This is a genomic window from Shouchella miscanthi (genome assembly GCF_007725405.1).
Taxonomy (GTDB): domain Bacteria; phylum Bacillota; class Bacilli; order Bacillales; family Bacillaceae_D; genus Shouchella; species Shouchella hunanensis.
The window spans coordinates 4,045,918-4,068,637 of sequence record NZ_CP042163.1; the positions used below are offsets into that span (position 1 = coordinate 4,045,918).

23 protein-coding genes are annotated in these 22,720 nt (G+C 39.9%); 11 read left to right on the forward strand and 12 right to left on the reverse strand.

The genetic code is table 11. The features are described from left to right. Positions 1-9: 9 nt before the first annotated feature. Together FPV17_RS20655 and FPV17_RS20660 are read right to left on the reverse strand one after the other, a co-directional pair. The gene (locus tag FPV17_RS20655) at positions 10-1,329 is read right to left on the reverse strand and encodes a 2-hydroxycarboxylate transporter family protein (RefSeq protein WP_051667688.1); all 1,320 of its coding nucleotides are present in this window, start codon (positions 1,327-1,329) and stop codon (positions 10-12) included. A 473-nt stretch (positions 1,330-1,802) separates the two neighbouring features. Beyond that, positions 1,803-2,903 (reverse strand): response regulator aspartate phosphatase, encoded by a 1,101-nt coding sequence (locus tag FPV17_RS20660; protein ID WP_144560278.1) that lies wholly within the window; start codon positions 2,901-2,903, stop codon positions 1,803-1,805. A gap of 346 nt (positions 2,904-3,249) precedes the next feature. Here FPV17_RS20660 and FPV17_RS20665 point away from each other — a divergent pair, with 346 nt between their 5' ends. The 6 genes from FPV17_RS20665 to floT all read left to right on the forward strand — a co-directional run bounded on the left by FPV17_RS20665 (position 3,250) and on the right by floT (position 8,248). Next, on the forward strand, positions 3,250-3,960 hold the full coding sequence (locus tag FPV17_RS20665; protein WP_035396477.1) for an adenine nucleotide alpha hydrolase family protein: 711 nt from the start codon (positions 3,250-3,252) through the stop codon (positions 3,958-3,960). Next, positions 3,957-4,349 carry an NUDIX hydrolase gene (locus FPV17_RS20670; RefSeq protein ID WP_052008114.1) on the forward strand — a complete coding sequence of 131 codons (393 nt, stop codon included), beginning with the start codon at positions 3,957-3,959 and terminating at the stop codon, positions 4,347-4,349. Before FPV17_RS20665 ends, FPV17_RS20670 begins: the two co-directional genes overlap by 4 nt. Continuing rightward, positions 4,339-5,244 (forward strand): DMT family transporter, encoded by a 906-nt coding sequence (locus FPV17_RS22640; RefSeq protein WP_144560279.1) that lies wholly within the window; start codon positions 4,339-4,341, stop codon positions 5,242-5,244. Before FPV17_RS20670 ends, FPV17_RS22640 begins: the two co-directional genes overlap by 11 nt. Before the next feature lie 11 nt (positions 5,245-5,255). Next, positions 5,256-5,984, forward strand: coding sequence for an HAD family hydrolase (locus tag FPV17_RS20680; protein WP_052008113.1), 729 nt, complete (start codon positions 5,256-5,258; stop codon positions 5,982-5,984). Positions 5,985-6,255: 271 nt separating this feature from the next. Beyond that, positions 6,256-6,774, forward strand: coding sequence for an NfeD family membrane protein (locus tag FPV17_RS20685; protein ID WP_060704406.1), 519 nt, complete (start codon positions 6,256-6,258; stop codon positions 6,772-6,774). A gap of 19 nt (positions 6,775-6,793) precedes the next feature. Continuing rightward, positions 6,794-8,248, forward strand: coding sequence for a flotillin lipid rafts scaffold protein FloT (gene floT / locus FPV17_RS20690; RefSeq protein ID WP_038484289.1), 1,455 nt, complete (start codon positions 6,794-6,796; stop codon positions 8,246-8,248). Between the two features lie 44 nt (positions 8,249-8,292). Here the strand turns inward: floT and FPV17_RS20695 are convergent, their stop codons facing one another. The 3 genes from FPV17_RS20695 to FPV17_RS20705 form a co-directional block, all read right to left on the reverse strand. Beyond that, positions 8,293-9,624 carry an alkaline phosphatase gene (locus FPV17_RS20695; protein WP_144560280.1) on the reverse strand — a complete coding sequence of 444 codons (1,332 nt, stop codon included), beginning with the start codon at positions 9,622-9,624 and terminating at the stop codon, positions 8,293-8,295. A gap of 146 nt (positions 9,625-9,770) precedes the next feature. Beyond that, the gene (locus tag FPV17_RS20700; protein ID WP_144560281.1) at positions 9,771-11,951 is read right to left on the reverse strand and encodes a DNA topoisomerase III; all 2,181 of its coding nucleotides are present in this window, start codon (positions 11,949-11,951) and stop codon (positions 9,771-9,773) included. Positions 11,952-11,965: 14 nt separating this feature from the next. Then, the gene (locus FPV17_RS20705; protein ID WP_144560282.1) at positions 11,966-13,162 is read right to left on the reverse strand and encodes a class I SAM-dependent rRNA methyltransferase; all 1,197 of its coding nucleotides are present in this window, start codon (positions 13,160-13,162) and stop codon (positions 11,966-11,968) included. A gap of 148 nt (positions 13,163-13,310) precedes the next feature. On the opposite strand from FPV17_RS20705, the gene FPV17_RS22115 reads away from it, so the two are divergent. The 4 genes from FPV17_RS22115 (at position 13,311) to FPV17_RS20720 (ending at position 14,993) form a co-directional block, all read left to right on the forward strand. After that, a complete protein-coding gene (locus FPV17_RS22115) occupies positions 13,311-13,481 on the forward strand; it encodes a hypothetical protein (RefSeq protein ID WP_186370684.1) in 171 nt (56 codons plus the stop codon). A gap of 108 nt (positions 13,482-13,589) precedes the next feature. Beyond that, on the forward strand, positions 13,590-13,877 hold the full coding sequence (locus tag FPV17_RS20710) for a DUF3817 domain-containing protein (protein ID WP_060704402.1): 288 nt from the start codon (positions 13,590-13,592) through the stop codon (positions 13,875-13,877). A 141-nt stretch (positions 13,878-14,018) separates the two neighbouring features. Further along, positions 14,019-14,363, forward strand: a complete 345-nt coding sequence (locus FPV17_RS20715; RefSeq protein WP_060704401.1) for a YflT domain-containing protein — start codon at positions 14,019-14,021, stop codon at positions 14,361-14,363. 84 nt (positions 14,364-14,447) lie between these two features. Then, positions 14,448-14,993: a YpiB family protein gene (locus FPV17_RS20720; protein ID WP_035396470.1), complete on the forward strand. Its 546-nt coding sequence runs from the start codon at positions 14,448-14,450 to the stop codon at positions 14,991-14,993. A gap of 16 nt (positions 14,994-15,009) precedes the next feature. On the opposite strand, the gene FPV17_RS20725 is transcribed toward FPV17_RS20720, so the two are convergent. The 6 genes from FPV17_RS20725 to FPV17_RS20750 form a co-directional block, all read right to left on the reverse strand. Further along, positions 15,010-15,900, reverse strand: a complete 891-nt coding sequence (locus FPV17_RS20725; RefSeq protein WP_035396506.1) for a metal ABC transporter permease — start codon at positions 15,898-15,900, stop codon at positions 15,010-15,012. Continuing rightward, positions 15,900-16,823, reverse strand: a complete 924-nt coding sequence (locus tag FPV17_RS20730; RefSeq protein ID WP_144560283.1) for a metal ABC transporter permease — start codon at positions 16,821-16,823, stop codon at positions 15,900-15,902. The genes FPV17_RS20725 and FPV17_RS20730 overlap by 1 nt, the downstream gene beginning before the upstream one ends. Next, a complete protein-coding gene (locus tag FPV17_RS20735; protein ID WP_144560284.1) occupies positions 16,801-17,559 on the reverse strand; it encodes a metal ABC transporter ATP-binding protein in 759 nt (252 codons plus the stop codon). Before FPV17_RS20735 ends, FPV17_RS20730 begins: the two co-directional genes overlap by 23 nt. Positions 17,560-17,599: 40 nt before the next feature. Further along, entirely contained in the window at positions 17,600-18,541 is a 942-nt protein-coding gene (locus tag FPV17_RS20740) for a metal ABC transporter solute-binding protein, Zn/Mn family (RefSeq protein WP_144560285.1), read from the reverse strand. 238 nt (positions 18,542-18,779) lie between these two features. Beyond that, entirely contained in the window at positions 18,780-19,574 is a 795-nt protein-coding gene (locus FPV17_RS20745; protein WP_144560286.1) for a Cof-type HAD-IIB family hydrolase, read from the reverse strand. Between the two features lie 150 nt (positions 19,575-19,724). Further along, the gene (locus tag FPV17_RS20750) at positions 19,725-21,101 is read right to left on the reverse strand and encodes a dipeptidase (RefSeq protein WP_060704399.1); all 1,377 of its coding nucleotides are present in this window, start codon (positions 21,099-21,101) and stop codon (positions 19,725-19,727) included. Between the two features lie 97 nt (positions 21,102-21,198). Between FPV17_RS20750 and FPV17_RS20755 the strand changes: the two genes are divergently transcribed. Beyond that, the gene (locus FPV17_RS20755) at positions 21,199-22,353 is read left to right on the forward strand and encodes a GNAT family N-acetyltransferase (protein WP_144560287.1); all 1,155 of its coding nucleotides are present in this window, start codon (positions 21,199-21,201) and stop codon (positions 22,351-22,353) included. Between the two features lie 47 nt (positions 22,354-22,400). On the opposite strand, the gene FPV17_RS20760 is transcribed toward FPV17_RS20755, so the two are convergent. After that, positions 22,401-22,685: a hypothetical protein gene (locus FPV17_RS20760; protein WP_144560288.1), complete on the reverse strand. Its 285-nt coding sequence runs from the start codon at positions 22,683-22,685 to the stop codon at positions 22,401-22,403. Between the last annotated feature and the right edge of the window lie 35 nt (positions 22,686-22,720).

The following is a 22,720-nucleotide window of genomic DNA, read 5'->3' on the forward strand; positions in this document are numbered from 1 at the left end:
TTTATTAAACTACGTTGCAGATAATAGACTCATAACGACAATGGTGAGAACGCCACCTATTCTCGTGGTAATCTGAAGAAATGGGAAGAGCTGCATTCGTTCACTTGCTTTTAACACTGCTACATCTCCTACTCCACCCATGTCTGCTAAAGCTAATCCTGAGATAATGGACGATTCCACGAAGTAGAAACCAATAATCCACCCTGCAAAACCTGCAATGGTTGCAATAATTACCACGACCATTACCGTTACAAACATATTTGTTGGATTCGTTATTAAATCTAGTACACGATTTACGTCTATTAGGCTGGCACTTATCGCTACAAGGACGGCAGGAACCCATACTCTACTAATAAAATTAAACCACACTTCGGCCCCACTATTAATTTGATTCGGTAGCAGGTTCGTCAGTTTTAAAATGGCAGCTAAAACAATTAACCATACAAAGGTATGGAAGAAAGGAAAAAGCCCGTTTAGTAGGACACCTGACATGTAAAGACCGCCAGCTACCATTATGCCTATTCCTATATTTTTAATGGATTCAACTAAACGATTTCCTTCTTCCACTTTAAAAGAATCGTTTTTTACTCTTAATGGATTACCATTTCCTGAGAAACCTTTAAAAGGTGTTTTCTTTCTTTTTCCGAGGAAATTAAGAATGGATGCTAATAGAATACAAATAATATTGGAGACCATGACGGCAGGTGCCAGAATATCAAAGAAATCAGAAGGTACACCACCCATATTGTCTGCATATATTTGCGATAATGGAATGGCACCCGTCGTTAAACCACTTGCCATAATGGGAGCGACAATCAATAATATTGTGTATTTAAAACCTAAACCAAATAACTGACCTAATAACCCACCTACTAATGCACCTAATAAAATGGTTGTCATAAGAGGAATAAGCATCTTCAAACCAACTGTAATCAGAACTTCTCTTTTAATACTTAAAATACTCCCAACAATTAATCCAGCTACGATAAAATCTTGAAATCCAAATCCACTATAAAAATTTTGAGCAATCTCTGACATTGATTCTGGCAAGACCCCAACAAATATGAGCACCGCAGGTAAAAAAATGCAGAGTAATGTACCTCCCCCAAACTCTGAAAATTTAGGAATCGAATCTCCAATCCATAGAAACAGCCCACCTAATCCCATGGTAATCATTAATCCTGTAATAATATTTATTGGTAAAATATTTAAATACAAACAAAGAATTGCTGGAATCAATAGAGCCAAATATAAAGGCAACCTTATACCATAGATCTCATCCGTTAAGAATCGATTCCGTCCTGTTTCTTTTAATTTCAAATCACTCATTCCATATTCCCCCTGATTGATAGCGCTTTCTTTATTGATAACTTATTCTAAGGATAATATTATTTTTCTTATTGTAAAGTAGCAAATTCACCTATTAAATAGCACAAATATACATATTAAATGGATTTATTCCACTCTACGTATACATGATCAAAACCAAAAAAGCAGCCCTAATGGCTGCTCTCCTTTAATGATTCTCACGCCTATCATGGCTACATTATAACTACAAAAAGAAAAGGACTCTAACAAGTTAGCAAACACAAGAAAGTATCCTAAGCGCCTATTTTTACATCAAAAAAAGACTGAAGCCTTTTACAAGGTGCAGTCTTTAAATGTAAGTCTTTGTGATAGTTAATGTTAATAACCGCCAATTGGGTGTACATATGTTTGGATATCACCATCGGCTATTGGTTGATTCGTTGATGATAATAAAGCAATAGATCCCACCAGCATCAAAGCTATTAGAAATTTTTTCAATTTGATCCAACTCCTAACGTTAACGATTTTTGTTTGGCACGGTAAGCACGTTTCATGAAATAAAGCGCCTTTTCCATATCCTGCTGTTCCTGAAACATAGCCGATAACTCCTGAGCAAGTTCTTCGCAGGCATATAACATTTTCCGATCTTCTAATAAATCAAACTCATGTTCCAAATCCTTATAATTTTTTTCCACGTATATCTTTTGCAGGATTTTACATCTAATGAGAAATTCTTCGTTGTTATGTTTAGTTACTTCTTGGAAAGCTTTATCTAGTTCTGTTCCTGCTTCTTTATGATTACCTAGTACAAACAGAACTCTTGCTAAACAATAGTGTGCTTGTGCGACTACAAAATAACCAGTAAATTCATCAGAGGAGATATTCTGCTCAAAATAACTTTTTGCCTTCTCGTAATCTTTCTCTCGATAAGCGTTAATGCCCATCGTATTAATAACTAATTGTTTAGCATACGGATAATCATTACTTAAAGATACATTTTCATTCATGATTTCCTTTGCCTGTTCGTGCATATCTGATATTGAATAGATACCTGCTAAAATGTTAGTTGAGAAAATAATTCGCTCTGTATACCCTAATCGCTTAAATGTCACAATGGCTTCTTCTAAGTATGAGCAGGCATAAGCGTTGTGATTTATTTTCATCAGTGCCATACCCATGAAATATTGAAATTCAGCCTCTTCGGCCTCATCTTTCACATATTCGAGCAAACGTTCTGCTTTACGAAATAAGCGAATGGCAGAACGATAACGATGGTGCATAAACTCATGTTGACCGCTCACAAAGTAGTACATATACCGTAGCATATGATCGAGGGATTCACTTACTGCTGGAGATACACGTTCAATCATCTCATCTCCAGCTTTTTCATCAGTTGTTTGATCTCTCATCATCGTATACCGGTACTCTACAAGCGAGTAATAAGCTAAGATGCTGTCACTAGGCTCCATTCTTTTAAGCATCTGCTTAATTTCCTCATGTAATAGAATGGCTTCATCCGATGACCTTGAAATAATGCAACTATACCATTCTACAATTTTGGCACCGACTTCCTCTGATGGTATCGTTATTTGCATCCTACCACCTCCTTTTTGTTATTATGGTTCTATTTTACTGGTAAAATAGAACAAATGTAAGATAAGTTAGATATTTCCCAATATACATTTTGTTAATTTTTGTAACTATTTATGTTAATCTGCTCTTCTACTTTTTCTATTCGTCAAGTTTCTACAGAATCCCTGTTTTTTCTAGTTATCTTTTGCACTCGTTCGTAAGAAGATTACTTTTCATCAATTTAAACCAGTTCAAATAACGTATATAACTAAAGAACCCCTAAAAAACCAAACATTAAAACAACTACTTGAATATAATGTTCGTTTAAGTTAATATTTGGTTATATTACAAAAAGAAGGAGTTGGGTTTGTGGAGAAGAAAAATAGTAAGGTTGCCGTACTGTTTACGGGTGGCAAAGATTCAACTTTAGTCGCAAGTTTAGAGGCGCTTAAGGGAAATGAAGTTCACTTATTAACATGTAATAGTGGTATTGGTATTAAAAGTGAGTTGTCGGAATTAAGGGTTAAAGAATTAAAAGAAAGGTTCCCCAATCAAATCCATAGCCGTACAATTTTACCTACCTATGGTTTATTAAGAGAAATCGCAATATTGAATATTGAGGAAGATTTCAAAAAATGGGGTGTGAATTTAGTTCTTTTAGGAGATAAATTGGCTATTCACGCTGCTGCAACTGTTTATTGTTTGGAGAAAAACATAACAAATATAGTAGACGGTTGCGTTGGCTACCAGGAGGAATTGGCTGAACAAAAGGAAGTAGCCATATCTCTTTTTTCGGATTTTGAAAGAGAATACGGGATTCGTTATCAATGTCCAATTTATAATTACGGAAGTAAAATGGATGTAAAATACTCACTTATGAAATTAGGTTTATCCACAAAATCATTAGAGGGTGTTTCCATTTTTGGAGATGCTTTTAGTGAACCTACTAACCAAATAGTTGAGGAGTATATAAAAGAAAAATTACCCATCTGCCACGAGCATGTTAATTTTATGACAAGGACAAGAGAAAATGCTTCTAGTTATTCACTAATTTTTAAACAGGAGAACCATTTGGTATGATTCGAAAAATTGGAGCGGCTATTGTCGAGGGTGGGAAATTATTAGCTGTAAGTAAGGATGGTTCATCGAAATTCTTCATGTTACCAGGAGGTAAAATAGAAGAAGGTGAATCTGAGATAGATGCTTTAAAGCGTGAGTTAAAAGAAGAAGTTTCAGTTGAACTCCAATCCTACGAACACCTTGGAAATTATTCAACAATTGTATTGGATGGTAAAGAGGAAATTGAATTAAGTATCTATGAAGCCACATACACAGGAAATCTCCAGGTAGATAATGAAATAGTTGCAATGAAATGGTTACCATTAGATACCAAAAAGTCACCGTATATTGGAACTGGCATCACTGAATTTACACTCCCAGCACTACGAAAAAAATATCATGCAGAATAAAAAATATACTTTGGGTGCATGGGCAGCTTTCCTAGCGGGATTAACATTTGGTATTAATTCAATTGTAGTCAAATCTGCCAACAACGTTGGATTACACACGTTCGAATTATTAGCTTACCAGATGATTATTCCACTAATATACTTTGCTATACGTTCTATTATTAAGAAAGACAATCAAGTTGACACAAATAAAAAGTCAATCGTAAAAAATATCTATAATTGGATTGCTGGAATAAGCGTTGTAATGACTAGTTTGTTTTATTATATAGCTATTCAGGAAATGGACCCTAGTTTAGCGTCAATTGGATTGTTTCAATATCCATGGTTGTTTATTTTATTTGGCTATTTAATTTACGGATTTAAGATAAGAAAAATTCAATTGATAGCTATATTTATATTATGGGTGGGCTCCATGTTATTAGTTAGCGCATCTTTACAAGAAATAACATTTTTAGGATCTCTTACAGGTATTTTAGCTGGCATATCGTTTGCGGCGTACCTTTTCAGCCTTAGATATGTGAGTCATCATAAATATACAAAGCCTTTTGTATTTCTTATTGCGACAATGATTGCATTACTAATAATTATCTTCAATAGATCGAGCATTAATATTCTGAGTTTAGAAGCGCTTTTATTCGGAATGATTACTGCTACATTAGGACAAATTATTACTTTTGAATTATTGTCATTCGCAGCAAAGAATAGTCGTCCAGTCATAATGGCAGCATTAACAACTGTTGAATTGCCAGTGGCCATGGTTGTTACGTGGATTATTTGGGGACCCTTTCCTTCACTAATTAAATACATTGGATTAATTATTATGGTTGTCTCAGTAATATGGTTGAAGTTAGATGAGAAGGCACCAAAAAAAGCTAAACTTAAAAAAGCGATTTAGGAGGTATAAATGTGTTAAAGGACATACAATTAATCTTATTTGATCTTGATAACACACTTTATGATTTTAATGAAAAATGGAATAAAGGAACCTATATTACATTTAATAACTCCAAATTGACAAAAGGTCTCAAATACGAGGAATTTATTACTCAATATAGAGCGAACGACCTTCATTATTGGAATTTGCACCACAAAGGTCAAATTGGATTAGATGATGTAAGGAGATTTAGACTGATTGATACCTTGAGTTATTTTGAAAGAAATGTAACTTTAGAGCAAGCTGACCAATACTTCAATCAGTTTATTCGAGAAGTTTTTAATCTAATTAAGCCCGACTCTAAAGTAAATTCATTCCTTTTAGATTTAAATAGGCGCTACAAAATTGGATTAATAACAAATGGAAAAGTATCTGAACAAAGATCTAAGATCAGTAAATTAGATATAGATAAGATCATACCTTATGAGGATATATTTATATCTGACGCTATTGGTCATGCTAAGCCGCATCCCCAAATCTTTCTTTCTGCGTTAGCCCACTTTAACACGAATCCTGAGAAAACGATTTATGTTGGTGATTCATGGGAAAATGATGTTATTGGGAGCGAAGCTGTAGGAATTAACCCTATATGGATTAATTCTGAGCAACAAGTTTCTAAGAAACTAGAAAAATCCTGGACTTATAAAAATATATATAGCTTGATAGAGGATTGGCAAAGTAATACGATGAGCCTAAACTAACCAATTCACAAGAAATTTACCAACCTTTTAACGGTAAAATAAAAGGTTGGTAAAATTTCTTGTCCTCAATAAAAAACAGGGTTTATTCGGCAAGTTATTTTGGGATACCTTTATGTAAAGAAAGAAGTATACCCTCGCACACCCCCTCTTTAAATATCTTTATACCTTTTATGAACGAATCCGTACTTCTCCACAATTTTTTCATTTTCTTGAAACTTCTTGCCCTCCTGGAGGCGTATATAAAGTAGACTTAGGTAAAGGAGGAATTTATATGGAGCTCACAACGATTTACTTCACAATCCTTCTAGTTAGTGGTGGGTTGACCGTTTTATATGTCTTGTTGTCAGACGTATTGGATGGCATTTTTGACATCTTTGATGGCTGGCTCTCACCGACGTTAATCCTTTCTACACTTGCTTTCTTTGGTGCTTCTGCTTACATATTGGAGCGATTTTCACCGTTTGATAGCCTTGTAGCCGGTCTTATTGCTGCTGCAATTGCGTTAGGTTTGGCGACATTATTTAATTTGTTTATTTTGACGCCTTTGCAGCATACAGAAGAGTCTGTTGCTTATAGTGATGAGGACTTGGAAGGAAAGCAAGGCGAGGTGATCTTGACGGTTCCAGCAGATGGTTTCGGAGAGGTTGTCATTCGTAGCGACAGCGGAACCATTGCGAAAACAGCGGCCTGTCTGGATAATCAAGTTATTCCATCAGGTACTGAAGTTGTCATTGTCAAGATGGAGAATGGGATTGCCTATGTCACGATGTTGGCACTCGATGATCTTTAATTTTTAAGGGGGAATTGTTTTGGGTATGGAAATTATTATTATTGTTGGAATTGTCGTTGTCATTCTAGCCGTACTCGTAGGGGTGTTTGTCACAAGATACCGTACGGCAGGACCAGATGAAGCACTTATTGTAACAGGAAGTTATTTAGGCGGTAAAAATGTAAACATGGACGATGCAGGTAACCGTATCAAAATCGTTCGTGGTGGCGGTACGTTTGTTATGCCGGTTTTTCAACAAGCAAAGCCATTATCGTTGCTATCAAGTAAATTGGATGTACAAACACCTGAAGTGTACACAGAGCAAGGTGTTCCGGTTATTGCCGATGGTACAGCTATCATTAAAATTGGTGGTTCCATTGGTGAAATCGCGACAGCGGCAGAGCAATTTTTAGGAAAATCAAGAGAAGATCGGGAACAAGAAGCGAAAGAAGTGCTAGAAGGTCATCTTCGTTCGATTCTCGGCTCTATGACAGTAGAAGAAATTTACAAAAACCGTGAGCGCTTTTCTCAAGAGGTACAAAAAGTGGCTTCACAAGATTTAGCAAAAATGGGTCTTGTCATTGTTTCCTTTACCATTAAAGATTTACGAGATACGAATGGATACTTAGAATCTCTTGGTAAGCCAAGAATTGCGCAAGTAAAACGTGACGCAGATATTGCCACAGCGGAAGCAGAAAAAGAAACGCGTATTCGCCAAGCGGATGCGAACACGCAAGCGAAACGTTCTGAAATTGAGCGGGCTACAGAAATTGCTGAATCAGAAAAGAATAATCAGTTAAAAGTAGCGGCTTATCGTAGTGAGCAAGAACAAGCGAAAGCCCAAGCTGACCAAGCGTACCACTTACAAGAAGCACGCTCGAAACAAGAAGTAACTGAACAACAAATGCAAATTCAAATTATCGAGCGTCAAAAGCAAATTGAATTAGAAGAAAAAGAAATTGCGCGTCGTGAGCGTCAATACGATGCAGAAGTGAAAAAGAAAGCCGATGCGGATCGTTACTCTGTTGAACAATCAGCGGAAGCAGAGAAAAGCAGACACTTCGCAGAAGCCGATGCAGATAAATACCGTGTGGAAGCGATGGCAAAAGCGGAAGCGGAGAAAGTTCGTGTTGATGGTCTTGCTGAAGCCGAAGCGGTTCGTGCCCGCGGGGAATCAGAAGCGGATGTTATTCGTCTGAAAGGTCTTGCCGAAGCAGAGGCAAAAGAAAAGATTGCCGAAGCATTCGAGAAATACGGCGAAGCAGCCAAGCTTAGCATGATTATCGACATGCTACCTGAGTACGCAAGAGAAGTTTCTTCTCCATTATCAAATATTGATAAAATTACCGTTGTGGATACTGGATCTGGTGAAAATGGTGGTGCGAATCGTGTCACTGGTTACGCAACAGATCTCATGGCTGGCTTGCAAGAATCATTAAAGGCATCTAGCGGCATTGATATTAAAGAGCTTGTTGAAAATATATCGAAAAAATAATGTTGAAAACCGCCTCTTCTTAACAGAAAGGCGGTTTCTTTCACTTAAAGTCCAGATAGACCAAGCGCTTCAAGCATTTTTTTCGGAACATCGGTGTTGTCCATTGTGCCGTTGAACGACTCTGCTCCTGCCCCATAAGCGAAAAGTGGTACATCAATACCAGTGTGATCGTAGGAAGACCAACCAAAGCCTGTCTTCTCGCTGATTGCCCCGTTAATGGCAAGCTTTAACGATTCCGCTTCTTTTAAGTCATCCATTTCTTCTTCCGTCCATTCAAACGATGTTTTCTCTTTAAGAACGTCCTCTAGATTAGCGTAATCATGGGTAACTGCTTCAGCAATATCCATACCTAATGCATGGACTTGGTTTAACATCGTTGGGTGTGCTTCTTCAGAGGCATGAACAGCCATTCCACCTGTATCGTGATCGCCTACCATGACAACTAACGTATCTTCATGGGTGTCTGCATAGTCTACCGCTATCTTTACGGCTTCTTCAAAGGCTTCTGTATCCGTCATCGCATAGAGAGGATCGTTGTCGTGACCAGCCCAGTCAATTTGGCTGCCTTCCACCATTAAGAAGAACCCCTCCTCCTCTTTTGATAAGAAATCAATGGCTGTGTGCGTCATCTCCGCTAAGCTTGGCTCGTCCGTTCGTTGGTTAAGAGACGGCTCTAATGCTTCCTCTGCAAATAATCCGAGTACTTTATCACCTTCGCCCTCCCATTGCCTAAGCTGTCTTCGGGTTTCTAAGTATGTATAGCCACTTTCCTCTGCATATGTCACTAAGTTTCGATCATCGTCACGAATACCCCCTTCGCTCTCCGGTAAAAATTCGGTTCTCCCCCCACCGAATAGTAAATCAACGTTTTCGTTTTCCATCATTTGTTTCGCAATCTCTGTGTAGCTTCCTCGAGATTCTACTTTTGCTGCAAAGGCAGCGGGGGTCGCATGGGTAATCGTTGATGTTGCTACTAGACCTGTACGTTTTCCATTTTCCTTTGCTCTATCGAGAATGGTCGGGAATGACTCGCCATTTGGCCCTAACCCGATCACACCATTATCTGTTTTATGACCTGTTGCTAAAGCTGTTCCTGCTGCAGCAGAATCTGTAATGGCCGCATTATTAGAACCCGTTTTTACCATAGCAGCAAACATCTCTTTTTCTTCCCATATTGGAAGAGCATCTTCTTTATAGAACCTGTAGCTGCTTGCATAACTTTGGGAGAAACCATCGGGTATTAAGAAAATGACATTTTTGGCGGGTCCGTGACTTGGTATACTTCCATCGTCACTGGCAGAAACACCTGTTGTTGTAGCGATTAACCCGATTGTCATTGCGCCAACTAAACCATATGTAATGAACTGTTTTTTCATTTATCCTCCACCCCTTGTCCAATTTTATTTCCTACACTTTTACCTTATAGGAAAATTGTAAAGCGCACATTATGCTCCGATGAAGGTTTATAAACAAAATGTAAACGGCGCAAAAAGCCCACTGATGTGAATCAGTGGACTGTGACCTACTTCTCTTTATTTAACCCTAATTTCGCTAATTGATCTGCTAGTGCAGAGTTTGCAAAATCGTCTTGCTTGTTTTGTTTCTTCATATAATTATTTACTTCACGCTTCGAAACATTTTTGTTTTTACTTTGTTTACGGCGTTCCTCAAATTGAGCTTTCTTTTCTCGATGGCCACACACACAAGCGAAAACTTGAGCATCTCCTTGCCCTCGTAGTTCCAGTTTCTTTTTACATTTCGGACAGCGTGCATTTGTTGTCATCGCAATATTTTTGCGGTAGCCGCATTCACGATCTTGGCAGACACGCATTTTGCCTTTTTTCCCGTTCACTTCAAGCAAGAATTTACCACACTCTGGACACTTCTCTCCAGTTTTGTTGTCATGACGGAACTTGGTTGTGTCGGCTTTTACTTGTCCAACAACAGAATGAGCATATTTCTTCATGTCGGCAATAAACGCACTCTTCTGCTCTTTCCCTTGCACAATTTTCTCTAGACGTTGCTCCCATTCAGCGGTTAGTGCTGGCGACTTGAGCTCTTCTGGTACAAGATCAAGCAGCTGCTTCCCTTTTGACGTCACAAAAAGGTCTTTGCCTTTTTTCTCAATTAAGAAGCTAGAAAAGAGCTTCTCAATGATATCTGCTCGAGTTGCTACCGTACCAATTCCACCTGCTTCCGCAAGTGTTTTAGAGATCGTTGCATCCTTTTCTTCCATAAATTGAGCTGGCTTTTCCATTGCTGTCAACAAGGTTGCTTCATTAAAACGGGCAGGTGGCGTTGTTTCGCCTCGCTTTAGTTCTGTATGATTGACCGACAGCCTCTCCCCTTCTGTTAATTTAGGGAGCTTGCTTTCTTTTGCTTGATCCTCATCTTCATTTTGACGCCAGCCAAGAGAAATCATTCGCTCTCCTTTTGTACGGAGTGCTTCGCTTGCAATCTCTGCTTCTACAACCGTTTGCTCTGATTCACTTGCCGGGAAAAAGTTTGCTAAAAAGCGTCGCACAATCAAGTAATAAAGCTTCGTTTCTTTATCATTCATAGCGCTTATTGGTGGTGCTTGTTCGGTTGGAATTAAAGCGTGGTGATCCGATACTTTCGCATCGTTAACCATTTGTTTTTTCGCATGATGTACACCTAGCTTTGATGCTTCAAGCACTGTTTTGCGGAATGGCTGCACATCAATGGCTTTTAAACGGTCTTTGAATGTATCAACAAGATCAGAAGAAAGAAAGCGCGAATCGGTTCTTGGGTACGTGACCGCTTTATGCTGTTCGTACAGCTTCTGCAAAGCACCGAGGGTTTCTTTTGCTGAGTAACCGTAACGTTTATTCGCTTCACGCTGCAACTCTGTTAAATCGTAGAGCTGAGGTGCAGGGGTAAATTTTTTCTTCGCTTTCACGCTTGTAATAGCGATGGCTTTTCCTTTTATCCTCTCTTTCAAGGCTTTCGCTGCTTCTTCATCGAAAATCCGCCCATCACCAGATTTTCGATTATACCAGCGAAACGTTGCGCCAGCGTCCACACTTACTTGCAGCGTGTGATAAGGCACCGGCTTAAAGGATTGAATGGCTTTTTCTCGTGCCGCCAGAATCGCCAGGGTTGGCGTCTGCACACGACCACAAGAGAGCTGGGCATTATGCTTTGTTGTGAGCGCACGGGTACCGTTAATACCTACATACCAGTCGGCTTCTGCTCGGGCTTCCGCTGCGGCAAATAAGTTTTCATACTCGCGACCATCTTTTAGCTTCTTAAAGCCGTCTTTTATCGCTTTATCTGTAACAGATGAAATCCATAATCGCTTGATTGGCTTTTTTACATGGGCTTTTGCAAGAATCCAACGAGCTACAAGCTCTCCTTCTCTTCCTGCATCCGTTGCGATAATCACTTCCCCAACATCTTGACGATTCAGTACTTTTTTCACGGTATGAAATTGCTTAGAGGTTTGTTTAATGACAACGAGATCAAGGCGCTTTGGTAGCATTGGTAGCTCCTCTAACCGCCACGTTTTATACTGTTCTCCGTAATGCTCAGGATCAGCATGCGTGACAAGATGCCCTAGTCCCCACGTCACAATAACGTCTTTGCCTTCAAAAAATCCGTTTCCTTTTTGGTTTGCGCCTAGAACGCGGGCAATGTCGCGACCAACAGACGGCTTTTCTGCTAAAATTGCTTTTTTCTTCATCTAATCACCCTTTTTTATTTACGTACTTGTATCATTAAGACCTTTAAATAGCTTCCTTTTGGGTAGGCACGGGTTGTTGCAAAGTCTGCTGGTACCCGGTGCTCTTCTACCACCTCATAGTGAACACCCGTCGCTTCAAACGCCTCTTCTACAAAACGCTTAAATTGCTTCGTTGAAACAGTTGCAGCATTGGTAGAAGCGATAATCACACCGTCTTTACTTACTAACGGAATGGCTTCTTCTAAAAGCTTCGAATAGTCTTTTGCTGCACGGAACGTTATCTTTTTAGACCGTGCAAAGCTTGGTGGGTCTAACACGATTAAGTCATATTCTAGCTCTTTCTTTTTCGCATAAGAAAAGTAGCGAAACGCATCCATTACAACGATACGCTGTTCTGTTGGATCGAGTCCATTCACCGCAAATTGTTCTTCTGTTTTTTCCCTACTGCGGTTGGCTAGATCAACACTTGTTGTTTCACTTGCGCCTCCCATTGCCGCTGCAACTGAAAACGCACCAGTGTAGGAAAAAAGATTTAATACACGTTTTCCAACAGCATACTGATCCATAATTCGTTTACGCACGAGACGTTGATCTAAAAAGATTCCAGTCATTGGACCATCATTCAAGTAAGTAGCATATGTGATTCCATTCTCTTTAATAAGAAGCGGAAACTCGCCTCGTTTTCCTTCCACGTAATCGTCTTCACCTGTATAAGAACCATCTTCTGCGAATCGCTTCTTTTCATATATGCCTTCATAAGACACTAGCTTCCTAACACTGTCTAACACCCATTCTCGAAACGTATAAATACCCTCACTATACCAAGTAATGACAATGTAACCAGCATAATAATCGATTTGTAATCCACCTATTCCATCACCTTCACTATTAAATAAACGAAAAGCTGTCGTATCTTCTGACCGAAAATAAGCCTGACGTTTTTCAATAGCCTTTGTCAGCTTTCCCTTAAAAAAAGCAAGATCAATTGGCTCTTGTTGATCTGTTGATAGAACCCAACCGTTTCCTACATTTTGCTTACCAACATACGCCTTGGCAATAAAACGATTTGATTGATCCTCTATGGTTAAAAGTGTCCCTTCTTGCAAGTCTTCTGTTGAAAACCAGTCTTTTTCAAGAAGAGGATAGCCGTTCTTTAGTTGTTTGGAGACTTTCTCATTTACTACTTGTTTGCTTTCCGTACGATTGTGCATGCTTTCACCTCAACAGTAGTATAGCATATCGTTTTTTCAACAGTGAAATGAGCTACGTACGAGTATTTAAGGAGCGAGCAGATGAAATCCCTATCTATTTATTTATAAAAAGCGCATAATAAAAAAAAAGCTCCTTAGGAGTGATGACATGTATAAACTGATCTGCACAATAAACGGAATAACGAAAACACTTAAAGACGTAAATCGCGATAAAGTGGTCATTTTCAACGATTTATTTGAAGCTGAACTGTACGCAGAGCAATTAAATAAAGATCGCTCCTATTCCTGTCATTGGGTACCCGAACCACTATCACCATAACAAATGTGAAGAACCTTTGACTTTTGCTTTTAATGATCTGAAAATGTTCTCCTCCCCCACATATTGTCCAGAAAGATTGCTATACTAGAGAAGGAAGGTGGGATAAGAATGTTTAAATGGGTTAGCTATATTGAGGGGATTTCTTTACTATTATTGCTTTTCCTTGCGATGCCGCTCAAGTATATCTGGAACATTCCAGAGTTTGTCAGCGTGATTGGCATGGCGCATGGTGTACTCTTTATTATGTACATGCTTTTCGTTGCAAATTTCTTCTTTAGTAAACAGTGGAATTTAAAAACATCGATTTTTGCTACACTTGCATCAATCGTACCATTCGGACCATTTATTTTGGAGAAACGCATCATTAACCAAAACGAACGCCCTCCAGCTGTTTAATAGGCTTGGGGCTTTTTTTATAGGAATGGGACAGCTACTTATTCTATTTTGGATTGAGACTTTTTTGATTCTTATGACCTATTTATTGGATGTTTCATTCAAAATTGTCGAGGGTACTTAAGTACACAGGAGGCGATATCAATGAAACCTGTATACAGAGAATTTTATAACGATGAAGAAGTCGTGAATGTAGTGAAGGCATTAAAGCAAAAGAACATCATGGAAGACGACATTTACGTTATCACCCACGATGATGATCGTACAGATCGTGTGGCTGATAATGCAGACGCTAATACGATTACAGCATCCGAAACAGGTCTTGGTACATCCATAAAGAACACGTTCCGCAGTAAAGGGGACGAGCTTCGTTCGAAGTTTGAGGAAATAGGATTCTCCGAGCCTGAAGCAGAACAGCTCGAAGAAGAACTAGACCAAGGAAAAATCATAGTCGCTGTTACAAACCAAAATGAAAGCTTTACATTTTAATGATCTGATTAACAGCCGCCCTCTTCACTAGAGATGCGGCTGTTTTCGTGTTTTAATAGAGAAAGGAGAGGAGGGCTGCGCTACATGAGTGATCTCATAAAGAAGCAATTTTTGCAATGGTTTGTCCATCATCATTATTTAAAACATCGTGGCGCACGAGCGCTTCTTGTTCACATTCAGTCGTCACCACATTTGTTAGCCAAACTACGGTTTACGGAAACAATTGATCCAAAGAGACGAACACTCATTGTTGCGAGTACCCAGTCGGATGAAATTGGATTCCAATACGTGAACCAAGGCAAAAAGACCGAGGATGTTGCAAAAGCACTTGACGACATCACGACTCATCCCTCAAGCCCCATTCACCTTATTGTTCATTTTTATGGACGTGACATTCATCACACGTATCGCCAGCTTGTTGAGACACCCGTTCATAAATCCTACCGTCAATACAAACAAAATCAAAAAGACGAGCAAGAAACAAACGCGTTTCTTCAGTATATCGATGCGGAAAATGAACGATCTCGTTTGCGATCAGCTATTGACAAAGCCCTTGATGATCGTAATCATGATGAATTCGCCAGGCTTTCTAAAGAGTTGCGTCAGCTCCAAGAAAAGCAAGCCCAATAAAAAGAAAAAGCTCACGTTACGCATGAGCTTTTTCATCGTTTTTCTTCTTATTTGGTCGAATCCATTTCGCCACCAATCCATGTGTAGGCGAGAAAAGGAAACTAAGCAGAAATACAACACCAGTCATCATTGCCATTGACCCCGAAATCGAACTATCGATCCAATATGCTACATAATAGCCACTAATTGCTGAAAGGGCACCAAATAATGCACTTAGCACGATCATAACTGATAGTCGTTCCGTCCATAAATAAGCTGAAGCGGCTGGCGTTACTAACATCGCTACGACCATAATGGCTCCAACAGCGTCGAATGAGGCAACCGTAGTAATGGAGACTAGCCCCATAAACAAATAATGGAGAAATAACACTGGCAATCCAAGGCTTAAAGCGAGTCCTGCATCAAAGGCTAGTAGCTTCCATTCTTTATATAGAAGCAAAATAAATCCAAGTACAATGACAAAGACAACAACCAACATGAATGTAGCCACTGGTATTTCTAAACCAAAAAGATTGGTTGTATTAAAAGGAATAAACGCAATTTCACCCATTAAGGTATGCTGGACATCTAAATGAACATTTCCGACTGAAGTAGAGATTAAAATAACACCAATCGCGAAAAGTGAAGTGAAGACGACCCCGATGGAAGCATCATGCTGCACACCTTTTGAATGAAACCATTGAACGAGGAATGTTGTTAATAAGCCTGCAAGCGCAGCACCAATTAGCATATGAATGCCATCTAATCGTTGAGTGACGAGAAATGCAAGCACGATTCCTAATAAAACCGTATGGCTGATCGCATCAGCCATCATCGCCATCCGCCGCAAAATTAAATAAGCACCTACAATTCCACAGGTCATACCAACTAACGCACCCGTTATGAGAATCCAACCTTCGTATGAAATCATTTATGGCCACCTTCTTTCAGTACACCAGGCGCTTCATTCTCACTAAGTGCTTGCCGTTGCTGAGCACGAAACTCCATTTTCTCTGCAATAAACCCTTTTTCTTTCCCAAAAAACAAAGAAAAAACGAAAAAGATAGACGCAGATAAAACGATAAACGGCCCAGTAGGCCAACCTGCACCTTGTGCACTTAAGAATGTGCCAATGGCGCCAGACAATCCGCCGAATATCCCTGACAAGAGCAACATAACTTTGAAAGATTGTGTCCAGTATCTTGCACTCACAGCAGGAATAATTAACAATGCCGCCATTAAGATGACACCTACAGCTTGAATACCGATAACAATTGTCGTCACAAGGCCGATCATATAGGCAATATCCATCCCTTTAGAGGATAAGCCAATGCCTCTTGCAAATTCAGGGTCAAATAAAAACAGTTTCCATTCTTTATACGCAAGTGTAATGAGGATAATGATGGCAATCGCAAGTACCACCATTGTATACACATCTAACCGAACCATGCTTGCCGCTTGACCAAAGATAAACGTGTCTAACCCACTTTGGCTTCCACTACCAGATCGATTAACAAGAGTGAGCAGTACAATTCCCGCACCAAAAAAGACAGAAAGAATAATTCCCATTGCTGTATCTTCTTTAATCCTAGACGAAGAACGGATTACATGAATAAACCACGCACCTAATAGTGCACTAAGAGCAGCTCCTATAATAAGGATAAAGAAATTTTTCTCATTTATGACCATAAACGCAACCACAACACCAGGGAGAGCGGCGTGGGAGAGTGCGTCACTCATAAGGCTCTGTCGTTTCCAATATGCAAGGGTACCAAACATTCCAGCTGCTATTCCTAAGAACGTCGCACTTAGGAGCACCCACTGGAAGTTAATCGACGCTAGAATCGCCATCGACAAGTGCCTCCTCTTTTATGATGTGCACTGCTCCCCCGTACGCTTTCGTAATGTTACTGGCAATAAAGATTTCTTCCGTTTTACCATGCGCAATAATGGTTTTGTTTAGAAATAGTACATGGTCGAAATAATCCTTAACCGTCTGCAAATCATGGTGCACAACAAGAACGGTTTTTCCATCTGCACGTAATTGCTTTAAAATCGTCATGATCGCTCTCTCTGTTGCAGCATCTACTCCGGCAAACGGCTCATCCATAAAATAAAGGTCTGCATCCTGCACTAGTGCACGTGCTAGAAAAACACGCTGTTGTTGCCCACCGGAAAGTTGGCTAATCTGTCTTTTCGCATAGCCTTCCATACCGACTTTTCTTAAAGCATCCATTGCTTTTTCTTTATGTTTCTTTTTCGGCCACTTAAGCCAGCCGATGCGGCGGTAAAGTCCCATTAAAACAACATCTAGCGCATTTGTTGGAAAATCCCAATCGACCGATCCTCTTTGTGGTACATAGCCTACGCGAGATTTTTGCCTTTTCAAGGTTGAATTAAAAAAATGTACCTGCCCATTTAAAGGGGGATGCAAGTTAAGCAATGTTTTGATTAACGTTGACTTACCTGCACCGTTTGGTCCAACAATACCTGTTAATGAACCCTTTTCTACAGTAAAGCTGACATTTTTTAAAACTGTATTTCTGCGATAGGCTGCACTGATGTTTTCGACATGCAGTACGCTCATGATCATTCATCTCCTTGTTCTGCCCAACACATCATAGAAGTTATTCGGAGGCTGTTAATGCTGAGTAGATCGTATCAACATTATGTCGATACATCCCAATGTACGTTCCTTCTTCTGTACCTGCTTCACCCATTGCGTCTGAATACAGCTCACCGCCTAGTTCAATGGAATGTCCGGCTTGATTTGCACCTTCAATGACTGCTTGAACCGTTGAGTCGTTCACACTACTTTCGACAAAGACAGCTGGAACTTCTTTTTCAACAATGGTATCAATCGTCGATTGGATATCTGAGATTCCTGCTTCAGACTCTGTACTTAAACCTTGTATTCCCATTACATCAATATTGTTCATTTCTCCAAAATATTGGAATGCATCATGTGCCGTTACTAAAATACGCTGTTCTTCTGGAATTTGTGCTAACGTATCAATGGCATACGTGTGCAATTCTTCTAATTCAGCAAAATAGGCTTGTTTATTTTCTTCTAACTCATCTGCATGATCAGGAAGTAATTCTTTTAATTCTTCAACCGCAGCATCTAATGCTTGTTCCCATAATACTACATCAAACCAGATATGTGGATCATCCATACCTGCATCTTCTTCATCTTCTAATAAGTTGCCTGCGTCGATTCTTTCACCGATCGCATGAGCATTTGTATCTACACTGTTAAACACATCTGAAAGCTGTGCTTCTAAGTGTAATCCGTTGTAAAAGATGATATCTGCCTGTTGAAATAAGCGAATATCTCCTTGAGATGCTTCGTAAATATGGGGGTCCACGCCTGGCCCCATTAACGTCTCAACATTGGCAAAGTCGCCAGCGATAACAGATAGAGGCTCCCCAATTTGAGCAATGGTTGCTACAACGTCAATCGACCCATCGGTTGAATCTCCTCCACCTGTTTCATTCCCGCTGTCATTACAGGCAGCGAGTAAAACAGCTACAGATACAGCTGTCAATCCGAGAGTATGCTTTTTCATTCTTTGTTCCTCCTTCATCCACTCATTATCTTTATTTGTATGCTTAAAACAGAATTTATTTCCTGTCCACAATAAAGTTTCTCTAATGCAACTTTAATTCCCTTGTCCAATATTGTCAAGAATTTTTGTCTTCGTTCTTTTTTACGTACCTATTCCCTCTCTTATCTTTCCGAATCGATCTGGCATTTATGTAAATAAAAACGCCGCGCTAAAGGATTAGCGTGGCGTTTTATTTATTCTACATACCAGTTTCGTTTGTCTTGTCTCTCGTTCCTTCTTTTCTCGGCAATATGACCCATCGGTGAATGGCTGCAGCAACGCCGTCATTTGCATTCGTCGCTGTAATCCAGTCTGCTTTACGCTTCACAAGATCTTGTGCATTCCCCATGGCAACACCTAATCCCGCTTCTTGAATCATTGCGATATCATTCAAGCTATCTCCAACAGCCATTACATGCTTCATCTCAATTTCTAGTTCATCACAAACCATCTTTATCGCATTTGCTTTATTAATTCCAATTGCATTAACTTCGATGTTTGTTGGACTAGAATTCGTAATTTCTGTAAGACCACGTTCTGTTAGCTCCGCAACAATGTCTTTACGCACTTGATCGTCAGTTGTATCAAAACCAAATTTTAGCCAATTGTAATTGTGACGATCCTCTGGCAAATCACCACGAAAAAGTCCGTTTGAAGAAGCTGCCCATACATGAGCGCCATAACGTTCCCTTAATTCATAAACATGGTCTACAGCATCTTCATGTAAGTGGGTTGCGTGTATTAACACACCATCTTTATTATAAATTTCTCCACCATTTGCAGTTACTAAAAAAGTCTGTAAACCTAACGACTGCGCGTAACTTCCGCATGTTGCGCGCGTTCGCCCTGTCGCAATCATAACAGGAACATTTAATTCCCTTGCTTCCATAATGGCTTCTCGATTCCCTGCAGATATCTCGTGATTTTCGTTTAATAATGTACCGTCCATATCAAGAGCAATTAACTTAATGACTGGTCTTTCTACCGTTGACATGATACCTGACCCCTTCCAGAATGCACTCTTTCCTTCCTTAGTGTACTACAAAATGAAATGAATTGTCGTGCCATGAACATCCGGCTTCCATTCCTATATTTGTCAAACCAAAGATAAAAAAATGGACGGGTCCCACCCCATCCACTTTTATTAGCTTAATTTACTGTATTCTTGCCAAAAAGCCAAAATCGTTTCAAGTCCCTTATCAAAATTTTCTAGATGAAAATGTTCATTAGGTGCGTGGAAGTTTTCGCTTGGCAAACCAAAGCCCATTAGCACAATCGGAACATGTAGCTGCGCATCAAATGTTTCCACAACTGGAATCGATCCTCCCATACGCGTATAAGCTACTTCTGTTTTATACACCTTTTCATACGCTCGTGCAGCGGCGGCAAAGGCTGGATCTGTAACCGGAGCCGCAAAAGGTTTTCCTGTGTCATGACGATGAGTTGTTACCGTCACTCCTTTTGGTGTATGCGTGTTAATGTGCTGCTCGATTTTGTTTAAAATATCATCAGGATCTTGCCCTGGGACGAGACGACAAGAAATCTTCGCCGTAGCTTCAGCCGGAATGACTGTTTTGACACCTTCTCCTTGGAATCCTCCAAATACACCATTCAACTCAAGAGTTGGACGAATCCATGTTCGTTCACGAGATGAATAACCTTCTTCCCCTACAAGAGCGGATACACCGGTTTCCGACTTCATGCTGTCATCGCCGCTTCCAAGAGCCGCTAAGCTTTCTTTCTCTTCATCAGCTAGTGCTTCAATTCCATCATAAAAGCCCGAAATCGCAATTTCACCAGCTTCATTTCGAAAGCTAGCTAATAGCTCAACTAACGCGTGAAGCGAATTCGGGACAGCACCCCCATATAAACCGGAATGCAAGTCACCTTTTGCTCCCTTTACTGTTAGTTCCATTGCAGCAAGCCCTCTTAAACCAGTACAGATAGCAGGTCGTCCAGCTTCGAGCATCGGTGTATCTGAAATGACAAGTACATCCGCTGCCAATCGCTCTTTTTCTTTCTCGACAAACGCATCTAAATTAGGCGAACCAATTTCCTCTTCACCTTCAATAAGGAATTTAATATTAAACGGCAATGCACCTTCTGACTTAAGCATTGCTTCCACTGCTTTAATATGCATGAAGGTTTGACCTTTATCGTCACTCGCGCCTCTTGCGTAAAGCTTGTTCTCTCGGATTGTCGGTTCAAATGGGTCCGTTTCCCATAAATGAAGCGGATCTACAGGCTGCACGTCATAATGACCATAGACTAAAATCGTTTTTGCTTCGTCTCCAGCCTTTAACCACTCTCCATACACGACTGGATGTTTTGCAGTCGGGATGATTTCTACTTTTTCTAACCCAGCATGAAGCAACTGACGCTCTAGCCAGCTTGCCGCTTCTGCAACATCTTGCTTATGTTCAGAAAGGGAACTAATGCTTTTAATTGTCAAAAACTCATTTAATTCATCTAACATTGCCTCTCGGTGAGCTTGTACATAATCAACCGCTTTACTCGTCAACTTCATCACTCCAACTTATTCTTTTTTTGATTGTATCATAGTCTCCTATTCATCACGACTCATGGTACACTTAATAGAAAAAAAGGGAGGGATTTAATTGGTCATTAAGACATTGGACGCTCGTCATTTTGATGAGGCGTTCGCATTAAGCTGTTACGCCTTTCAAGCAACACCAACTGATGAACAGACGGAAGCGGCTCGAACAACGTGGTCACATCATAACGCTACGCATTTTGCTTTAATGGACGAGAACCAACTCACATCGAAACTAACGTTACTGTCTTTATCTATTCAGTTATATGGTAGGACTGTACCTATGGGTGGAATTGCTAGCGTTGCCTCTTATCCTGAAGCGAGACGCCAAGGCGGTGTTCGCAAACTGCTCCACCATAGTTTAGAGACTATGAAAGAAAACGGACAACTCCTTTCTTATTTGGCTCCCTTTTCGGTATCCTTTTATCGGAAATTCGGCTGGGAAATCGTATTTGATGAAGTGCATTATAATGTTGAAAAAAATCAACTTCCCCGTCCTCTAGCAACGCTTGAAGGAACATTAACCCGTGTCCCCTATCAAGATAACCGCATAAAAGATGTCTATAAAAAATGTTTATGTCACGGGATGCTAGAACGAGATGAAGTATGGTGGGAGAGAAAGCAAGAAGAAAACAAAGAGTATCACACAGTACTTTACGAAGATGCTGAAGGTACTCCAAAAGCGTATATGGTTTATCGCTTTTCTGAATCAAAATGGACAACCAAAGAAATGATTTATCATGATGGATCTGCATTAAAAGCATTGCTCCACTTTATTGGACAACATGATTCTATGCTGAACGAAGCAACCATAACGGTTCCTGGGTCTAGTGCCCTTCATTACTTCTTGCCAGATCCACTCACAAAAGCGACAACAAAACCCTATTTCATGGCGCGGATTGTTGATTTTCAAGCCTTTATTGAAACGCTTCCTTTCCTAGCAGATGGACAGTTTACGATCCGCATTCAAGATGACTTCGCAACGTGGAATGATACAACATTCGCGTTAACAATTGAAGCTGGTCATGCCCGATGTATCCCAACAACGGAGCCCCCTTCTATGTATATGACGATTCAGACAGCCTCAAGCTTGTTAATGGGGTATAAACGCCCGACTTTTTATAAGCAGGCTGACCTTGTGACTGGAAGCGAAGAAGCAATTGATAGGTTCTTCAGGACACTACCTGATCAAGAGCCTGCGCTACATGACTTTTTCTAAAACAAAAACCCGTAAACCTTAAGGGTCACGGGTTTTTTGTTTCTGATTCATTTTACTCGCTTCTTCAAAACGCGAACAACATTTTCCTGTTGTTCTCCTTTTAAGGTAATGTCTCGAATGTATGTGTGAGGTTCTTCTCCATCCACTGGTTCAAGCTTTAACGTAATATGAGGCTCGTTCTTTTCTTTTGCTTCAACTTTAAACTCGTCAAATTCAGCTGCAATGGCTTCAAACGTCGTATTATTATCTTCGTCGCTTGCTTCTCCACCAACCCAAATCTCCTTCGGCTGGGTTAATTCTTCATCTTTGTACACAAGCACTAGTTTATTCATTGTCTACGTACCTCGTTTCAAAAGGATATAGGGTA